The following is a 16,603-nucleotide window of genomic DNA, read 5'->3' on the forward strand; positions in this document are numbered from 1 at the left end:
TGTGGGATAACGCAGGATGCCCCACCGCATCCCCCTGCGCGCGCATTCCGCAGGCGAAGCCGAGGACGCGCGCGCAGGGGGATGCGGTGGGGCATCCGGTGGGACTAGACCCCCTTCACCCGCATGGCCCTCATCGCGTTCAAGATCGCGATCATCGCCACGCCCACATCGCCAAACACCGCGAGCCACATGTTGGCAACGCCGAGCGCCGCAAGCACCAGGATTCCGATCTTCACCGCGAGCGCGAATACGATGTTCTGCCATACGATGCGCATGGTCTTGCGCGCGATGCGGATGGCGAGCGAGATCTTGGACGGCTTATCGTCCATCAGTACGACGTCGGCAGCCTCGATGGCGGCGTCGGACCCCATGGCGCCCATGGCGATGCCCACGTCGGCGCGCATGAGCACGGGTGCGTCGTTGATGCCGTCGCCCACGAAGGCGAGCTTGGCGTCGCCGTGCTCAAGGCTGAGCAGACGCTCGACGGCGCTCACCTTGTCGGCTGGCAACAGCTGCGCGTGCACCTCGTCCAAGCCGAGTTTCGCGCCCACGGCCTCGGCAACGTCGCGGCGGTCACCGGTGAGCATGACGCACTTGGCCACGCCCGCCGCGTGCAGGTCGCGAATCGTCTGCTCGGCGTCGTCTTTCACCACGTCGGCAATCACGATGTGACCCACGTAGGCACCGTCCACCGTCACGTGCAGGATGGTTCCCGTGAGCTTGCACTCGTGCCAATCGATGCCGTGCTCGGCCATGAGCTTGTCGTTGCCGACCATGACCACGCGCTCGTCCACCTGCGCGGAGACGCCGTGGCCCGACTCCTCGTGCGCGTCGGCGATGCGCGCCTGGTCGATTTCGCCCGCGTACGCCTTGCGGATGGAGAGCGCGATGGGGTGGTCGGAGAACGCCTCGGCGTAGGCGGCGTTCGAGAGCACGTAGTCGGGGTCCACGCCGGACTCGGGATGGATGGCCACGACGTTGAACGTGCCGTTGGTGAGCGTGCCCGTCTTGTCGAACACCACGGTGTCTACCTTTGAGAGCAGCTCGAGGTAGTTGGAGCCCTTCACGAGGATGCCTAGCTTGGAGGCGCCGCCGATGCCGCCGAAAAACGACAGCGGTACCGAGATCACCAGCGCGCAGGGGCACGAGACGACCAGAAACGTCAGGCCGCGCAAGATCCAGTCGGACCACGCGCCCATGCCGAGGATGGGGGGCGCCACGGCGAGCACCACGGCGGAGATGGTCACGATGGGGGTGTAGACGCGTGCGAAGCGCGTGATGAAGTTCTCGGTGCGTGCCTTCTTCTCGCTCGCGTTCTCCACGAGTTCGAGGATGCGCGAGACCGTGGACTCGCCGAACGGCTTGGTCGTGCGGATGTGCAGGATGCCCGTCATGTTGATGCAGCCGGAGATGATGTCAGCACCCGGCTCCACATGGCGCGGGACGGACTCGCCGGTGAGCGCTGCGGTGTCGAGCTGCGAGATACCCTCGGTCACGACGCCGTCGATGGGCACGCGCTCGCCGGGTTTGACGACGATGATGTCGCCAACCTGGACCTCGTCGGGATCGACCTCGACGAGCTGGCCGTTCTGCTCGATGTTGGCGTAGTCGGGCGCGATATCCATCATGGCGCTGATGGACTTGCGGCTCTGGCCCACGGCATAGCTCTGGAAGAGCTCGCCGACCTGGTAGAACAGCATAACTGCGGCGCCTTCGGCCATGTGCGGCTCGGTCTCGGGGAACAGCACCATGGCAAACGCGCCGATGGTGGCCACGGTCATGAGGAAGGCCTCGTCGAAGGCCTGGCCGCGGCGGATGTTGCGCCACGCCTTGCGCAGCACGTCGTGCCCCGCGATGAGGTAGGGGATAAGGAAGAGCACGAAGCTCGCGTACACGTCGCCCGGCGTGCCGAACAGCGAGGTCAGGGTGCCGGTTTCCTCGAGCGCGAAGATGACGGCGAAGATGGCGAGCGCGATAAGGATGCGGTTTCTCCAGCGCTTCTGCTTCTTGTTCATGGTTCGATCACCTGGGTGTTCTATACTCGATGGGTCAACGGTATGAGATGTGCCGGTTGATTCGAAGCCGCCCGCGCCTGCCCGCGCGGGCGGCTTTTTGCTGCGCGACGCCGACTAGCGCAGAATCTCGCAGTCGGGTTCGATGTCAGCGGTGAGCTTGACTACGCGCTCAAGCACCTCATCGAAGCGGTCATCGGCGGCGGTGAGCGTGAGCTTCTGGGTCATGAAGTTGACGCTGGCGCGCTCGACGCCGTCGAGCTTGCAGATGGCGTCTTCGAGCTTCTGGGCGCAGTTGGCGCAATCGATCTCGTCGAGCTTGAATGACTTACGCATGGTGGTTCCTTTCTGTATTTGCTATTCGCAGATGTGGCTCATGCCCTGGTTGAGCATGGTGTAGACGTGGTCGTCGGCGAGCGAGTAGTTGATGTTGCGGCCGTCGCGGCGAAACTTCACCAAGTGCGACTGCTTCAAGATGCGCAGCTGGTGGGAGACCGCCGACTGCGAGGTCGAAGTGGCCTCGGCGATATCGGCCACGCACAGCTCGCGGCCCATGAGGGCGTAGAGGATCTTGATGCGTGTGGTGTCGGAGAACACCTTGAACAGGTCCGCCAGGTCGTAGAGGAGTTCCTCGTCGGGGAGGTCCTCAGGCAAGCAGGTGGTTGCGAGCTGCTCCGGCTCATGGGTTGTGCCGGCAGCTTGCTTCTCATCCGCATGTCTCTGAGAAGAGCTCATGGAAGTCTCCTTTCTTCATATGAGCAATCGTTCATATTTCTATCGACTCTGATTATATGAGCGTCTGTTCATATGTCAATGGTTTTCTGGCTGTATTTCGCCGGGCGGTAGGGACAACTTGCTAGATTTGCACTTTTCGGGGGTTTCGGAGGGCATTGAAGGCACGTCCGGTTGCTGAGCATTGCCCGCAACTCATCTACCTGCCATTTTGCAAATGGCCAAATCAGTCAATTACGCAGTCCTCTTCGAAACCCCCGAAAAGTGCAAATCTAGCAAGTTGAGTTCTCTCGAATCATTCCCATTCATATCCGGGGCCGTCCTCATTGGGTTTTCCATCCGGTTGTTCGGGCGCATTGTCATTCGAACGGTCCTCCGGCGGGATATCGTCGAAGTCCTCCCACTCGGGCGGCAGCTCCTGGTTGATATCCATTTCATCGGTAGGAATCTCATCAATGTATGGATCGGATTCGTCGGAGATGCATCCTGCGTTCTCGTTCGGGCTGTCGTCTTCCGAGCTCAACCAGCGGCGCAACACGAACTTGCGGAGCTGCTCCTGTCGTTTATCGAAATCTTCCGGTAGATGCGCCGGTCCGATGCCAGCTCTTCTGCGCACGGATACCATGATCCTCTTAAAAGCCTCGGCATCGAAAAGCGACTGCCTCCGGAATGTGACGAGCTGATACCCCATGGCGTCAAGGGCGTTTTTGCGCTCCTCGTCAATGGGCTCGGCGTCCTCGCTTTCGTGAATCCGTCCGTTGTACTCGACATCGAGGCGCGCCCGTTTGATATAGATGTCAAAGTAAAAATAAGCTCGCCGCGTGACTTTTCTCGCTGCGTCGCTGACGCGGACGAAATAGTTCAGTTCGATGTCGCGGATGGAGAGGCCTCCGCAAGATTTGGGCAAAACGAAGAGCAGCGCGAGGGCGGTTTCCATGGGCGAGCGCGCGCCATCGCGTGTAAAACGAACGGCCCGACGGGCGAGCCGCAGTCCATGTTCATGCTTTTGACGAGAGAAGTATTCCCTGAGGAGCTGGACGGAAGTGAGAGGCGGCCGCGTTTGATACGAATCGTCGTCAACGAGTGGAAGGGCGTAGTCCGAGCAGATTTCGTAATAGTATTCGACAAGTTCTTCGAGATCCATTTGACAAGCAGCCTGAAGTGCACACAAACGGATGTCTACGACATAAAGACCGTCGCCAAGATACACAAGATCGCTGATGGGAATGGGTTTTCCGTGCAGGTGAACGCGCGCGCCGTTAAGGTTTCTGCAATTGTTGGGTTCCGTAACGGTGAATTCGAGGGTGCTGACGGATTCTTCATCCAGTCCCCGTGTCATGAGTTTGGTGCGGATGGCTGCCAGGTCGTTCTTGCTCGGAGCGGAGCCCCGAATCGCAGCGATTCCTTTGTGTAGAAGCTCGGGCTTCAGGGCGTCGCGCGGTAAGCGGTGGATTAGGCGCGCGGTGCTATGTGAGAGGATGAGCATCTTGGTCATATGATGAGTATTGATGAGTCCTTAATATATAGCAAGAGAAAAACTAATTCATATTATCTAACAACTATCAAACAGAAATAAAGCAGGATGACAGAGTCATTTCTTCTGTGCGGCAAGTCGAATATCACTGTAGGAGAGGAGAGTCGTTGATAGCCAGAGAGTGCGTGCAATTCTGAAAATATTTAACGATAGTCATTAAAGATTTGGGTATACTGAAGCTACCGAGGAACCCGTGGAGATCGGAGGCTCCCATGAGTATCGGTAAGGCCTTCTCGGCGGTGTTGTTGCCCATGAACGAGCGCGAGGCGTCGCGCGAGAGACAGCTCGAGCACATCTCCCAAGCTGCCCGCGCGGCGCTGTGGTTCTGCCGTATCGGGGCGGTGGCATGTGCGGTGGGCATCTTCCTGCAGCTCGCTGCGTTTTCCGCTACGCTACCGGCCCGGATTCCCCAGATGCTCGGATGGGAGTGCGTCGGTATCGGCTTTTCAGACGAAAACGGTCTTTCCACCATCCGGTCGTATCTGGTAGAGGACCCGGATCGGATTTGGGGCGACGACGCCTCGGCTCGTTACGAACTTGCCGACGAGGCGGGCAACATCCACGCCGCACAGACGGCTGCGACGATCGCGTCGCTCGCATTCGGCATCGGCATGTTCGCCGTCGGCGCGCGCTGCTTCAGACACATCGCACAGACAGGCAAACCGTTCGAGCGGGCGCGCACGCGTGAGATCTGCGTGCTCGGATGGGTTGCCGTGGCGGCATCGGTTGTCCCCAACCTCGTCGGGTTGGGCGTCGCGACGGCGGCATACAACCTGTTCTACGCCGCGAACGGTTTCGAATGGGGACCGTGGGAGCCGGGTGTCGTCAACTGGTGGATGCTCGTGCTCGGCATCTTCATCCTGCTGATTGCGCGCATCTTCGAGTACGGCTGCATCCTGCAAGACCAGGACGACCGGCTGCTGTAGGATGGTCCCATGATCGTGACGAGACTCGACCGCGTGCTCGCGGACAGAAAAGTGACCAGTAAGGAGCTGTCGGAACGCATCGGCATCTCGCAGGTGAACCTGTCGCGCTTAAAGACCGGCAAGATCAACGCCGTGCGCTTCTCGACGCTCGAGGCCATCTGCCAGGCGCTCGACTGCCAGCCCGGCGACCTGCTGGAGTACATCCCCGACGACGAGCTGTCGGCGCGCCTGGGGATGACGGAGGAATAGCGGCGGGTGTTCGGTCGACGCTACCCGTCATTCGATAGTATCGATTGCCAGTTTTCTGGAAATCCCATTGGCAGAAGGGATACGCCCGGACGCTGCTCGAATGCGTTCAAAAGGTCTTCGAACAGCATGCTCCATCTGTCTGGCCACGAGCGCTCGTATATCCGCTTGAGCACCAAGAGGGTCGGGAACTCCTTATCCCCATCGTATCCGGAATCCGCTTTAAGCAGATTAGCGCGTGTCGTTATGATGCGGTTGTAAAGTCTGCTGTGGTGGCCGCAGATGTTTCGGATATACGTCAGGTGTCTGAGCCAGCTTTTCAGCAAGAAGGGTTTGACCCTAAAGTCTTGAGCAATCAGCTTTGCAACGTTGCTATTGGCGGGGTTCAGATTTCCGTAGAGCTGTGAAACGGTACCCATGCTCATGATTTCAACGGCAGCCCAGATCGGAAGGTCGCTGTATTTTTCGATGTTGTGGACAACGCAGGGAACACCATCTTTCAGCGCCCTGTTTCGTTCTCGCGCGAGTGATGCCATAGACCTTGCATGAGCTTGAGTGCTTCTGAAATACCGAGTGTTCTTATGGGCGATGGGACCGCATTCTCGTGACATGTGGTACGCGAATTGCGTTCTGGCTTTTATTTCTATAGGTGCTATTGCACGCCACATCTAATTGCGGAGATCGGCGTCAAGTTCATAGGTGTCCCAGATTTGCTCGAAAGTGACACCGGGTTTGAATCGGTTGTCTCCTTCGTAGGTAAGCCAGTAACCACGAAGTCGATAGTAATTCGATTCGGCGAGTCTTCTTATTGCGAGAGGCCTGTCATTGACGATAAGGCCTCGGCCAATCATAAGGTCAATTTGCTCTTCGAAGGAAAGGGGTGGCTTCATCGAGATAGAAAACGACCCCGCCCGGTTCGCTCCATATTCATGGGTCGCGTGCGGGGTACTGTCCTCATAGATAGTATGCATCCTGGCTCCTTCAAGCAATGCCGCTCACCGAATGTGCAATGTGTTGCCATTATCCATTGTTGATTATATATTCTATATAATCAAATTAATCAAGTTCGAAATAGATAATCGAATATGGGTATGGGGTCCGGCTTCGCGTGAGAGCCGGACCCCGTCAGAATGCATGCTGTTGCTGTGGCTAGGCTTTGAACATCGACTTCCTGTTGAACTCCGCCTGCACGGTGCGCAGCATGAGGTCGGTGTCCTCGAGGCCCAGATGGCGCTCGTCGGCGTCGGCGGCCAGCGTGCCGCGGCGGCGCGCCCAGTTCTCGAGCGAGGCCGGGGCGCTCTCACGCGGCAGGGTGCGGACCTCCTCGTCGATGGAGCGGCAGATCTGGCGCGTGTCGATGGGGATGATCTTACCCGCACGGCGCAGCTCGGCATAGCCGGGCAGGTGCATCATGAACCAAGAGTCCTCGAAGGCGGCGTTGTGCGCCATGTAGGGGTACTTCTTCATGAGCTTGAGCAGCGTCTTGTGGAGCGCCGTGTTCTGACGGAACGGGATCTTGCCGTCGATATCCGCCCACTCGATGTGGTGGATGTCGGCCAGCGGCACGCCGGCCTCGCGGTACATCTCGGGCAGACCGCAGTAGTGGGCCTCGGCGTCGTGCGGCGTGGCGTCGCTCGTCATCTCCATGATCTCCCAGCCCACGTTGATGATGTAGCCGCGCTCCGGCGCACGGCCGGTGGTCTCGATGTCGATGCCCAGCACGCAGCCCTTGATGGGCTTGCGCACCCATTCGACGGCGTAGGCGTCGCGGTCGCCGCGGACGGCTCGCGCGATCACGTTGGCGCCGCGGCCCTGCAGCTTGCTGATGCCCGCGCAGGTGTCGGCGTCGGAAAGCGAGCGCGCGAGCAGGGGAGAGGACAGGTTGCGCAGGCGCGCCTCGCCGATCTGGTCGCACAGCTCGCGGTTGCGGTCGGCGAGCTCCAGGATCACGTCGTAGGAGAAGTTGGGCTCGTCGTTTGTGCGCCATTCGTCGATGAGCGCCTTCATGGCCTCTTCGCCGCGCTGGCGCTCGGATTCCATGGCGTCGTAGTCACCGTAGATGAACATGGGGATAAAGGGCTGCATCGAGTATTCGAGTGCCTGATTGACGTTCACGGTGGTCACCTCTCGTGTTCATATGAATAGTTCGACATATGTAACTTGCGTAGATACAATACCTCACTTCGGCTTGCGCCGCGCGTGGGCGCGAAAAGGGTATTACCCTTATCTGCCGGAAAACGATTATACGAAAGGGAGCGCCGCTCCATGGAACTTCTGCTTCACGTGCTCGAGCACGCCTTCGAGGACACGTTGCCGCTCGTGCCGTTTCTGCTCGTCACCTACCTTGTACTCGAGGCGCTCGAGCATGCGGCGGGCGAGCGCGTCAACGCCGCCGTGCGCCGGGCGGGTGCGGCGGGGCCGGTGATCGGCGCCGTGCTCGGTATCGTCCCACAGTGCGGGTTCTCCGCGATGGGCGCCACGCTGTACGCTGGTCGTGTCATCACGCTCGGCACGCTCGTCGCGGTGTTTTTGTCCACGTCCGACGAGATGCTGCCGCTGCTGGTCGCCGAGCGCATGGCCGCCGATCAACTTGCGTTCGTGCTGCTCGTCAAGGCCGCGATCGCCGCGGTGACGGGCCTGGCGATCGATGCCGTGCTGCGTGCGCTGCGTCGGAACGCGCGCGCTCACGAGGCACTTCGACGGATTGCCCGCGGCGGCGCGGAGGGTGACCTTATCGAGGAGATGGCAGCTGCCGGCGAAGGCGCCGAGCGCATCCATCGGCTGTGCGAGCAGGACCATTGCGGTTGCGATGACGACCACGGGTCGGAGTCGGGTCACGGTCACGACCATGGGCATGACCACGGCCATGGGCACGATCATGCCCATGGGCACGATCATGCCCATGGGAGCGGTGCGCTGTCCTCGATCGTGAGAAGTGCCGTTTCGCACACCGTGCAGGTGACGGTGTTCATCTTCCTGATCACGGCGGCGCTCATCGCCGTGCTCGAGACGGTGGGGGAGGGCGCGCTGGCGTCGTTCGTCGCCGGCAATCAGGCGCTCGCGGTGTTCGCCTCCGCGCTTGTGGGGTTGGTGCCCAATTGCGCGGCGAGTGTGGTCATCACCCAGCTCTATCTGGAGGGCGTGCTCGGGTTCGGGCCGCTCATGGCCGGTACGCTCGTATCGGCTGGCGTCGGCTTCCTCGTGCTGTTCCGCACGAACCGCAATGCGCGTGAGAACGCCATCATCCTTGTGCTGCTCTATGTGATCGCTGTGGTCTGGGGATTCATCCTCGGCTGACGGTCGGGAGACGGCAACGTACAATTTCTTGCGCACTTTGACAGCGGAATAGCGTCCAGGTAAGAAAGGAGGGCACGGCCCGCCCCGGTATGATTCGAGTTGCCTAGACAAGAAGCATATTGGAGGCAGGCCATGCCCGATTCCATTGTATCTTTGAACGAGGGGTCGCTGAGGGCCGACCTGCGCGAGCTCGTCAGGAGGACCGTCGAGGAGATGCTCAACGGCCTCCTGGACGAGGAGGCCGACGACCTGGTCGGCGCGGAGCGCTACGAGCGGACGGCTGATCGCGAGGCGTGCCGCGCCGGCCATTACGAGCGCAAGCTCACGACGACGTCCGGCGAGGTCACGATCCGCATGCCAAAGCTCAAGGGGATGCGCTTCACCACGGCGGTCATCGAGCGTTACCGGCGCCGGGAGGCCAGCGTCGAGGAGGCCATGATAGAGATGTGCCTCGCCGGCGTCTCGACGCGCGGGATTGAGGGCGTGGGCGAGATCCTGTGGGGGTCGTCGGTGTCCGCGGCGACCGTCTCTAACCTCAACGAGAGGGCGTTCGAGGCCGTGGAGGCGTGGGGGAACGGGCCCCTCGAGCGGGCGTGCCCCTACGTCTACGTTGACGGGATCTACCTCAAGCGCAGCTGGGGAGGCTCCTACGAGAACGTGGCCGCGATGGTGGCGATAGGTGTCGACGACGACGGCTACCGCGAGGTCATAGGCGCGGCCGAGGGCTTCACGGAGTCCTCGGAGTGCTGGCGGGAGCTCCTCTCCTGGCTAAGGTCGCGCGGCCCGCGCGGGGTCCGCATGTTCACGGGCGACAAGGCCGCCGGCATGGTGGGGTCGATCGCCGAGGTCTTCCCGGAGGCCGCCCACCAGCGCCGCACGGTCCACTTCTACAGAAACGTTCTGGCGAGGGTGCCGAAGACCAGGCGCCCGAGGGTCGCCGCCATGCTGAAGGCGATCCACGCGATGGAGTCGCGCGAGGCCGCCGAGGCCAAGGCCCTCGAGGTTGCATCCGAACTCGAGAAGTCCAAGCTCAGGGAGGCCGCCATGGTCGTCAGGGACGGCTACGCCGAGACGCTGGCGTACACCAGGTTCCCCCGCGAGCGCTGGCGGAGGATCAGGACCAACAACGCCATCGAGCGCCTCAACCGCGAGATTCGCAGACGCACGCGCGTGGTCGGCACCTTCCCCGACGGCAGGTCGGCCCTCATGCTCGTGACCGCGAGGCTCAAGTACGTTGCGGAGAGCTCCTGGGGCTCCCGGCGCTACCTGGGCGTGACCCTGCTGGATGAGTAGCCGTACCGGAAGGCGGGTCAGTTAGGCTGTCGGAAAGTGCGCAAGAATCTTGACGGTACCCGGGAGACGCGGCGGATGCTCGCTATCGCCGTGCCCGTCGAAGCAGTTCGGTGAGGTTGCGGGAAAAACGTTCGCGGTCCTCGTCGGTGAAGGCCGCGGGTCCGCTTGTGCGCCCGCCGGCGCGCCGGACCTTCTTTTCCTCGTGGCGTATGAACAGATCCATGTCGATCGTCGCGCGCGAGTAGATGTGGCCGCGCACACCGATGGCCGCCGCTCCGCGTCCGAGCACCATGCTGGCAAGACCGATATCCTGCGTGACCACGACGTCGTCGGGCTGCAGGCGCTCGACGATGGCGAAGTCGGCGCTGTCGGCACCGATGGACACGTCAAGCACCTCGACCCAAAACCCCGGATGGGCGGCGTCGCGTCCGCGGGCATGCTCGGCATCGCGCGGATCGCTGCGGCGGATGTGCCGTGCGAGGTTCTGCGTGGTGTTGCCGACGATGACGACGGGCACGCGCGCCTGCCGCGCACAGGCGAGCGCCTCGCGCGTGACGGGGCACGCGTCGGCATCGATGTACAGGGTGCGGGTCATTCGGAGTCTTTCTGTTGCGTTCGGTGTCCCAACCATTGTAAAGGGGCTGGGGGCAACTTGGGCCATCGGCGCGGCATCACGTATCGCGCACGAGGTTGCGGTCGTAATCTCGCATGAGCAGGATCGCGAGGGCGACACCGAGCGCGAGAGGCCGGGCTCCCTCGTCGACGACCTCGAGCGAGAAGGCGAGGTGTCGTCCTGCGGGTACCGCGCAAACGTGCACGAGCGGCTCGTCGTTTCGCATCACGCTGAATTCAGGACCCAGCACGTTGCCTTCAAAGGAGAGACCCTCGCCTTCAAGGCGGTAGACCGTCGCGATGCCGTCGGCAACCTTGAGGTCGCGCTTGAGCTGCACGCGCCCGAAGCCCTCCATGCGCACGTCGTAGTACGGATAGAACAGCGCCCGTCCGCGCCGGATCGTCCCGATCGGGCGCCCACCTTCCTCCACGCGATAGCCCGCCGCGTTGAACCAAGCCCAACGGCGAATCAGGCGGATCGAGTCGGTCGCACCGGGCGGCGCGGTGACATCGATGGCGGGATAGCTTTCCAAGACCGGATTGTCCGCAGGGGACGGCATGTCGATGCGCCATGTCGGCGTGTCATCGCTGGCGCCCTGTTCGACGTGTGCCTCTGTGCCGCCTACGAGCAGCAGGTGATTCCGGTCGCGTTCCAGAGCGCGGGCCATGACGTCGGAATCTTCGCGGACCATCCTATCGATCGAGATGCCAAACAGCGCGCTCATGAGGACGAAGCTTTCGATGTCCGGGGCCGTGGTGCCGCATTCCCAGTTTGAGATCGTGTTGCGCGACACCCAGAGCGCTCGGGCGAGTTCCGCCTGCGACATTCCGCATGCCTCGCGGCAGGTACGGATCCGCTCGCCGATGTTCATGGCAGCCTCCTTGTCTCAACAGGTCCCCAACGGTCTCGGGCAGTTCGGGATACGTGCAGTATGCCCCGTATCGCCTGTTCGCACGACCAAGAGCCTGCCCAAAGTCTTTGGCAAGCCCCGAATATGCCCCTGAGGAGGACTGCCCGGCGTCCTATGGTGCGATCACGGGCCACTATCGCATGGCGCCACATGAGAGGGGGCAAATCGCGCTTCGGGCGGTAGCATCAGGTCTGTACGTCGCGAAGTGTGCGCTTCGTTTTGGAAACCTTTTGTATACAACTGCAGTAGCAATTAAGCTACCTGCTGATTTACTGTCACACGAATGCCCTGTACCCGCTGACTCGAAAATGAAGCACACACTTCGCGAACCTGGCGCAATGAATGGGCTGTCCCAATAGGGTTCAAGGGCGAATCGGGGCATCACGAGCCTGAAGACTTCTGCGAAAATGGTGTCCGTCCTGCTCCCATACGAAGGAGACGGTGATGGCCTCGCGCCCCCTCATCTTCAACATTCAGCGGTTCTCGACCCACGACGGGCCGGGCATCCGCACGACGGTGTTTTTCAAAGGATGCCCCCTGCGCTGCGCGTGGTGCCACAACCCCGAGTCGCAGTCGTTTGCTCCGCAGCTCATGGTCGATGAGGACCGCTGCGTATCGTGCAGCATGTGCCTCGCCGCCTGTTCACAGGCCGCCATCGCGCGTGATGCCGCCGGGCGTGTCCGAACGGACCGCGCGCGCTGTATCGCCTGCGGGGCGTGCGTCGACTTCTGTCCCGAGGATGTCCGCGAGCTCGCCGGCTCTCCGGCGCCGTCGGCCGCGGAGCTCGCCGAGCGCTTGCTTGCCGATCGAATGTTCTTCGAGCGCTCTGGCGGCGGGGTCACGCTGTCGGGCGGGGAGTGCCTGGTGCAGGATATCGACTACCTAGAGGGGCTCTGCCGCACCCTCCATGACGAGGGCGTGCACGTCGCTATCGACACTTGCGGGTTCGCACCGCGCGGGCATATCGAGCGGCTGCTGCCGTATGCGGACCTGTGGCTCTACGATCTCAAGGTGCTTGACGACGAGGTCCACCGACGCGTCACCGGCGTCTCGAACGAGCCCATCCTGGATAATCTGGCGTTTCTGGCGCGATCGGGCGCGGTCGTCGAGATCCGTGTGCCCGTGGTGCACCCCGTCAACGACAGCGAGGAGGCCATGCGCGCGCTTGCCGCCTGCGTTACCGAACGGGTTGGGGCTCCGCGCGTGAGCTTGCTGCCGTATCATACAACGGGTACGGGAAAGTATCGGCGGCTCGGCATCGAGCCCGGTCAGGAGGCGTTTTGCGCTCCGTCCGCAGAGCAGATGGATCGGTTGGTCCACATGCTTGTCGAACAGGGCTTAACCGATGTGGGGCTGGGAGGCTAGACGATGGCGGATTTGACGATCACCCGCTTTGATGACATTGCGGCGCAGCAGCTCGAGGCGATCGATGCGGCGCTCGCCGCCGTGCGCTCGCACGGCGCGCCGATGCGGGCAACCTCGCATGCTACGTGGGCCGACGACCGCGGCATGAACGAGCGCATCAAGCGTCTGCGCCATCAGTCCGAGACCACGCAGCCCTATCTCGACATGGAGCGCGCCCTTATCGAGACCGCGACGTACCTGCGCCACGAGGGCAGCGTGTCCGTGCCCGAGCTGCGGGGCATGGTGCTGCGCGACTACTTTGCCAACAAGACCATCTCGATCGAGCCGGGTGAGCTCATCGTCGGCGAGAAGGGGCGCGGGCCCCAGGCGGCGCCCACGTTTCCGGAGCTGTGCTGCCACACGCTGGCGGACATGCACAACATGAACGACCGCGAGCAGGTGAACTTCCGCGTGACCGACGACGACCTCGCCGCGCAGGCGGGCATCGTCATCCCGTACTGGCGCACCCGCGCGAGCCGCGAGAAGATCATGCGTGCGCAGACGAGCGCCTGGCACGATGCCTTCGAGGCGGGGATCTTCACCGAGTTCTACGAGCAGCGCGCCGGCGGGCATACGTGCCTGGGATCGGAGCGCGGCGTTCGTGCCGGCTTCGACGAGATCCGTGCGGACATCCAGGCCGCGATCGACGCGCTCGACTATATGGCCGACGACCACGCGGTCGCCAAATGCGACGAGCTCCACGGCATGCTGATTGCCCTCGATGCGGTCACGATTCTGGCGGAGCGCTACGCCGAGCTGGCCGAGCACATGGCATCGGAGGAGTCCGATGCCGCGCGCGCCGCCGAGCTCATCCAGATCGCGGAGAACTGCCGCACGGTGGCACGCGACCGCCCGCGGACCTTCTGGCAGTGGATCCAGCGCTACTGGTTCATCCATCTGGCCATCACGAGCGAGACGAATCCGTGGGATGCCTACACGCCGGGCCGCCTGGACCAGCATCTAATCGGATACTACCGCGCCGACGTGGAGGCCGGCGAGCTCACCCGCGAGCGCGCCCTCGAGCTGCTCGAGTGCCTGTGGGTCAAGTTCAACAACCAGCCCGCGCCGCCCAAAGTGGGCGTCACGCTCAAGGAGTCCGGCACCTACAGCGACTTCGCCAACATCAACACCGGCGGCATCACGCCCGAGGGTACCGACGGCGTGAACGAGGTTTCCTATCTCATCTTGGACTGCATGGACGAGATGATGTTCATCCAGCCCAACTCCAACGTGCAGATCTCGCGCAAGACGCCGCGGCGTTTTTTGCGTCGCGCCTGCGAGGTCGCCCGTGCGGGATGGGGGCAGCCGGCGTTCTACAACACCGAGGAGATCGTCGACGAGCTGCTCGCTGCGGGCAAGAGCCTCGCCGATGCGCGTCGCGGCGGGTCGTCGGGCTGCGTGGAGACGGGCTGCTGGGGCTACGAGGCCTACCCGCTCACCGGTTACTTCAATCTGCCCAAGATCCTTGAGATCACCTTGAACGACGGCGTCGACCCGCGCACGGGCAAGCTCATCGGCCTGCGAACCGGCGATCCGCGAAGTTTCGCTACCTATGATGAGCTCTTCGATGCCTACGTGCGGCAGATGAACCACTTCATCGACATCAAGGTGCGCGGCTCCAACATCAACACGCAGATCTGCGCGCGCGAGAACCCGGTGCCGTTCATGTCGCTCATGACCGAGGACTGCATCGCCCGCGGCGAGGATTACAACGCCGGTGGCGCGCGCTACAACACCACCTACCTGCAGGGCGTGGGCATCGGCTCCATCACCGATGCGCTGGCGTCCATCAAGTACAACGTGTACGACCATGCGCGCTTTACGATGGATGAGCTGCTCGGGGCGCTTGCGCGCAACTTTGCCGGCGATGCCGACGCTCCCATTCGCGTGTTGGCGAGCCGCCGCACGCCCAAGTACGGCAACGACGATGACTACGCCGACGACATCATGCGCGCGGTGTTCGCATGCTTCCGCGACAGCGTGACCGGGCGACCCAACATGCGTCGCGGCGAGTGGCGCATCGACATGCTGCCGACGACGTGCCACATCTACTTCGGAGAGGTCACCGGCGCTTCGCCCTCGGGTCGCTTGGCGGGCGAGCCGGTGAGCGACGGCATCTCGCCGGAGGCGCATGCCGACGTGAACGGCCCTACGGCCGTCATCAAGTCGTGCGCCAAGATGGACCATGCGTCCACGGGCGGCACGCTGCTGAATCAGAAGTTCACGCCGTCGTCCATCGCTGGCGATCGCGGGCTGGACAACCTTGCCGACCTCGTGCGATCGTACTTCGACATGGGTGGCCATCATGTCCAGTTCAACATCGTCGATCGCGAGACGCTCATCGACGCGCAGCGGCATCCCGAGGCGTATCGCGACCTGATCGTGCGCGTTGCGGGTTTTTCCGAGAAGTGGTGCAATTTGGGTCGTGAGCTGCAAGACGAGATCATCAATCGTACGGTGCAAGGGTTTTAGCGACAAGATTGGACCTGGTGCCATCTTGTCGGAGAGGAGATCGATATGGCTAAGGAATTCGCGCTGATCGGATGCGGGAACATGGGGACCGCGATCGCCAAGGGCATCGTCGCCGCGGGGCTCATAGCGCCTTTCGACATCGTCGTGTCCGACGTGAATGAGGCCTCGCAGCAGCGGCTTGCTGCAGAGCTCGGTTGCTCGGGCACCTGCGACAACGTTGATGCGGTGCGCGACGCGCACATCGTGCTCATCGCGGTCAAGCCGCAGTATCTGGACAGTGTGGTGCGCGGGTTTGCGGACGCCGTCGCTCCGGATGCCCTCGTGGTGTCGATCGCCGCCGGCGTGACGCTCGAGCGCCTGGAGGGGCTGCTCGGCAAGACGCGCAAGATCGTGCGCGTGATGCCCAACCTGCCGGCGATGGTGCTTGCCGGAATGAGTTCGCTTACGCCGAACGCGAACGTGGCCGCTGACGAGATCGCACACGTCAGAGAGCTGTTCGAGAGCTTCGGCCGCGCCGAGATCGTGCCCGAGCATCTGATTGACGCCGTGATCGCGGCGTCGGGCAGCTCGCCGGCGTACGTGTGCGTGTTCATCGAGGCGCTCGCCGATGCAGCGGTGGCCGAGGGCATGCCGCGCGCCCAGGCCTATACCTTCGCCGAGCAGGCCGTACTTGGCACCGCAAAGTACCTGCTCGAGACCGGTACGCATCCGGCGGTGCTCAAGGACATGGTGTCGTCGCCGGCGGGTACGACCATCGAGGCGGTTGCCGCGCTCGAGGCCGGCGGGATGCGGGCGGCCGTGATCGACGCCGCGCGCGCTGCCGCTGCGCGCAACCGTGCCATGTAGCAGGCCGCAACGATTCGGCGCGTCTAAGCGCTCGGCCGGTCACGGGGCGAGCGGCCGAGCGCTTTTTCAGCCATTGCCCTCTGCAGGCAAGGCATCCGGATTCCCCTTGCACGCGCCTCTGACTGAACGGAGTGGGAGGGGTGCAGCTGCGATGTATAAACGGACGCCATACTACCAGTTCGGGGAAATCCCGATGGATAAAAACGAACCGAACCGGGTTCGCCAAGTTGTCCGGATGTTCTGGGGCGCGGTTTTTCGGTGCCCAACGCCGGCACGGGTGATACCTCCCAACAAAAGCCCAGTTCGTTCCTGCGGTTT

Annotated in this window: 14 protein-coding genes and 1 pseudogene; 7 read left to right on the forward strand and 8 right to left on the reverse strand. The window is 62.6% G+C overall.

Annotated elements, in window-relative coordinates; all coding sequences use genetic code 11:
• Positions 1–104: 104 nt before the first annotated feature.
• The 4 genes from QUW00_RS01530 to QUW00_RS01545 form a co-directional block, all read right to left on the reverse strand.
• The gene (locus QUW00_RS01530) at positions 105–2,015 is read right to left on the reverse strand and encodes a heavy metal translocating P-type ATPase (RefSeq protein ID WP_289612646.1); all 1,911 of its coding nucleotides are present in this window, start codon (positions 2,013–2,015) and stop codon (positions 105–107) included.
• Positions 2,016–2,129: 114 nt separating this feature from the next.
• Positions 2,130–2,348, reverse strand: coding sequence for a cation transporter (locus tag QUW00_RS01535; protein WP_289612647.1), 219 nt, complete (start codon positions 2,346–2,348; stop codon positions 2,130–2,132).
• A 21-nt stretch (positions 2,349–2,369) separates the two neighbouring features.
• Entirely contained in the window at positions 2,370–2,747 is a 378-nt protein-coding gene (locus QUW00_RS01540; RefSeq protein ID WP_289612648.1) for an ArsR/SmtB family transcription factor, read from the reverse strand.
• 292 nt (positions 2,748–3,039) lie between these two features.
• Positions 3,040–4,239: a hypothetical protein gene (locus QUW00_RS01545; RefSeq protein ID WP_289612649.1), complete on the reverse strand. Its 1,200-nt coding sequence runs from the start codon at positions 4,237–4,239 to the stop codon at positions 3,040–3,042.
• Between the two features lie 251 nt (positions 4,240–4,490).
• On the opposite strand from QUW00_RS01545, the gene QUW00_RS01550 reads away from it, so the two are divergent.
• Positions 4,491–5,204: a DUF2975 domain-containing protein gene (locus QUW00_RS01550; protein ID WP_289612650.1), complete on the forward strand. Its 714-nt coding sequence runs from the start codon at positions 4,491–4,493 to the stop codon at positions 5,202–5,204.
• Between the two features lie 9 nt (positions 5,205–5,213).
• On the forward strand, positions 5,214–5,453 hold the full coding sequence (locus QUW00_RS01555; protein WP_289612651.1) for a helix-turn-helix domain-containing protein: 240 nt from the start codon (positions 5,214–5,216) through the stop codon (positions 5,451–5,453).
• A gap of 20 nt (positions 5,454–5,473) precedes the next feature.
• Here the strand turns inward: QUW00_RS01555 and QUW00_RS01560 are convergent.
• Both QUW00_RS01560 and QUW00_RS01565 read right to left on the reverse strand, forming a co-directional pair.
• Positions 5,474–6,421, reverse strand: a pseudogene (locus QUW00_RS01560) (Abi family protein).
• Between the two features lie 178 nt (positions 6,422–6,599).
• Complete coding sequence (locus QUW00_RS01565) at positions 6,600–7,565, reverse strand: 3'-5' exonuclease (protein WP_289612652.1); 966 nt, start codon at positions 7,563–7,565, stop codon at positions 6,600–6,602.
• A gap of 150 nt (positions 7,566–7,715) precedes the next feature.
• Here QUW00_RS01565 and QUW00_RS01570 point away from each other — a divergent pair, with 150 nt between their 5' ends.
• Together QUW00_RS01570 and QUW00_RS01575 are read left to right on the forward strand one after the other, a co-directional pair.
• Entirely contained in the window at positions 7,716–8,747 is a 1,032-nt protein-coding gene (locus tag QUW00_RS01570) for a putative manganese transporter (RefSeq protein WP_289612653.1), read from the forward strand.
• Positions 8,748–8,879: 132 nt separating this feature from the next.
• A complete protein-coding gene (locus QUW00_RS01575; protein WP_289612883.1) occupies positions 8,880–10,040 on the forward strand; it encodes an IS256 family transposase in 1,161 nt (386 codons plus the stop codon).
• A gap of 82 nt (positions 10,041–10,122) precedes the next feature.
• Here QUW00_RS01575 and QUW00_RS01580 read toward each other — a convergent pair whose 3' ends face one another.
• Positions 10,123–10,635 carry a YaiI/YqxD family protein gene (locus tag QUW00_RS01580; protein ID WP_289612654.1) on the reverse strand — a complete coding sequence of 171 codons (513 nt, stop codon included), beginning with the start codon at positions 10,633–10,635 and terminating at the stop codon, positions 10,123–10,125.
• Positions 10,636–10,711: 76 nt separating this feature from the next.
• On the reverse strand, positions 10,712–11,524 hold the full coding sequence (locus QUW00_RS01585; protein ID WP_289612655.1) for a helix-turn-helix domain-containing protein: 813 nt from the start codon (positions 11,522–11,524) through the stop codon (positions 10,712–10,714).
• A gap of 483 nt (positions 11,525–12,007) precedes the next feature.
• Between QUW00_RS01585 and QUW00_RS01590 the strand changes: the two genes are divergently transcribed.
• Genes QUW00_RS01590 through proC form a run of 3 tightly spaced genes read left to right on the forward strand, consistent with a single transcriptional unit; the run spans position 12,008 to position 16,285 of the window.
• A complete protein-coding gene (locus QUW00_RS01590) occupies positions 12,008–12,928 on the forward strand; it encodes a glycyl-radical enzyme activating protein (protein ID WP_289612656.1) in 921 nt (306 codons plus the stop codon).
• 3 nt (positions 12,929–12,931) lie between these two features.
• Entirely contained in the window at positions 12,932–15,439 is a 2,508-nt protein-coding gene (gene hypD / locus QUW00_RS01595; protein ID WP_289612657.1) for a trans-4-hydroxy-L-proline dehydratase, read from the forward strand.
• A 45-nt stretch (positions 15,440–15,484) separates the two neighbouring features.
• Positions 15,485–16,285, forward strand: coding sequence for a pyrroline-5-carboxylate reductase (gene proC / locus QUW00_RS01600; RefSeq protein WP_289612658.1), 801 nt, complete (start codon positions 15,485–15,487; stop codon positions 16,283–16,285).
• The last annotated feature ends 318 nt before the right edge of the window (positions 16,286–16,603 follow it).

This window comes from Collinsella tanakaei (assembly GCF_030373545.1).
Taxonomy (GTDB): Bacteria; Actinomycetota; Coriobacteriia; order Coriobacteriales; family Coriobacteriaceae; genus Collinsella; species Collinsella tanakaei_C.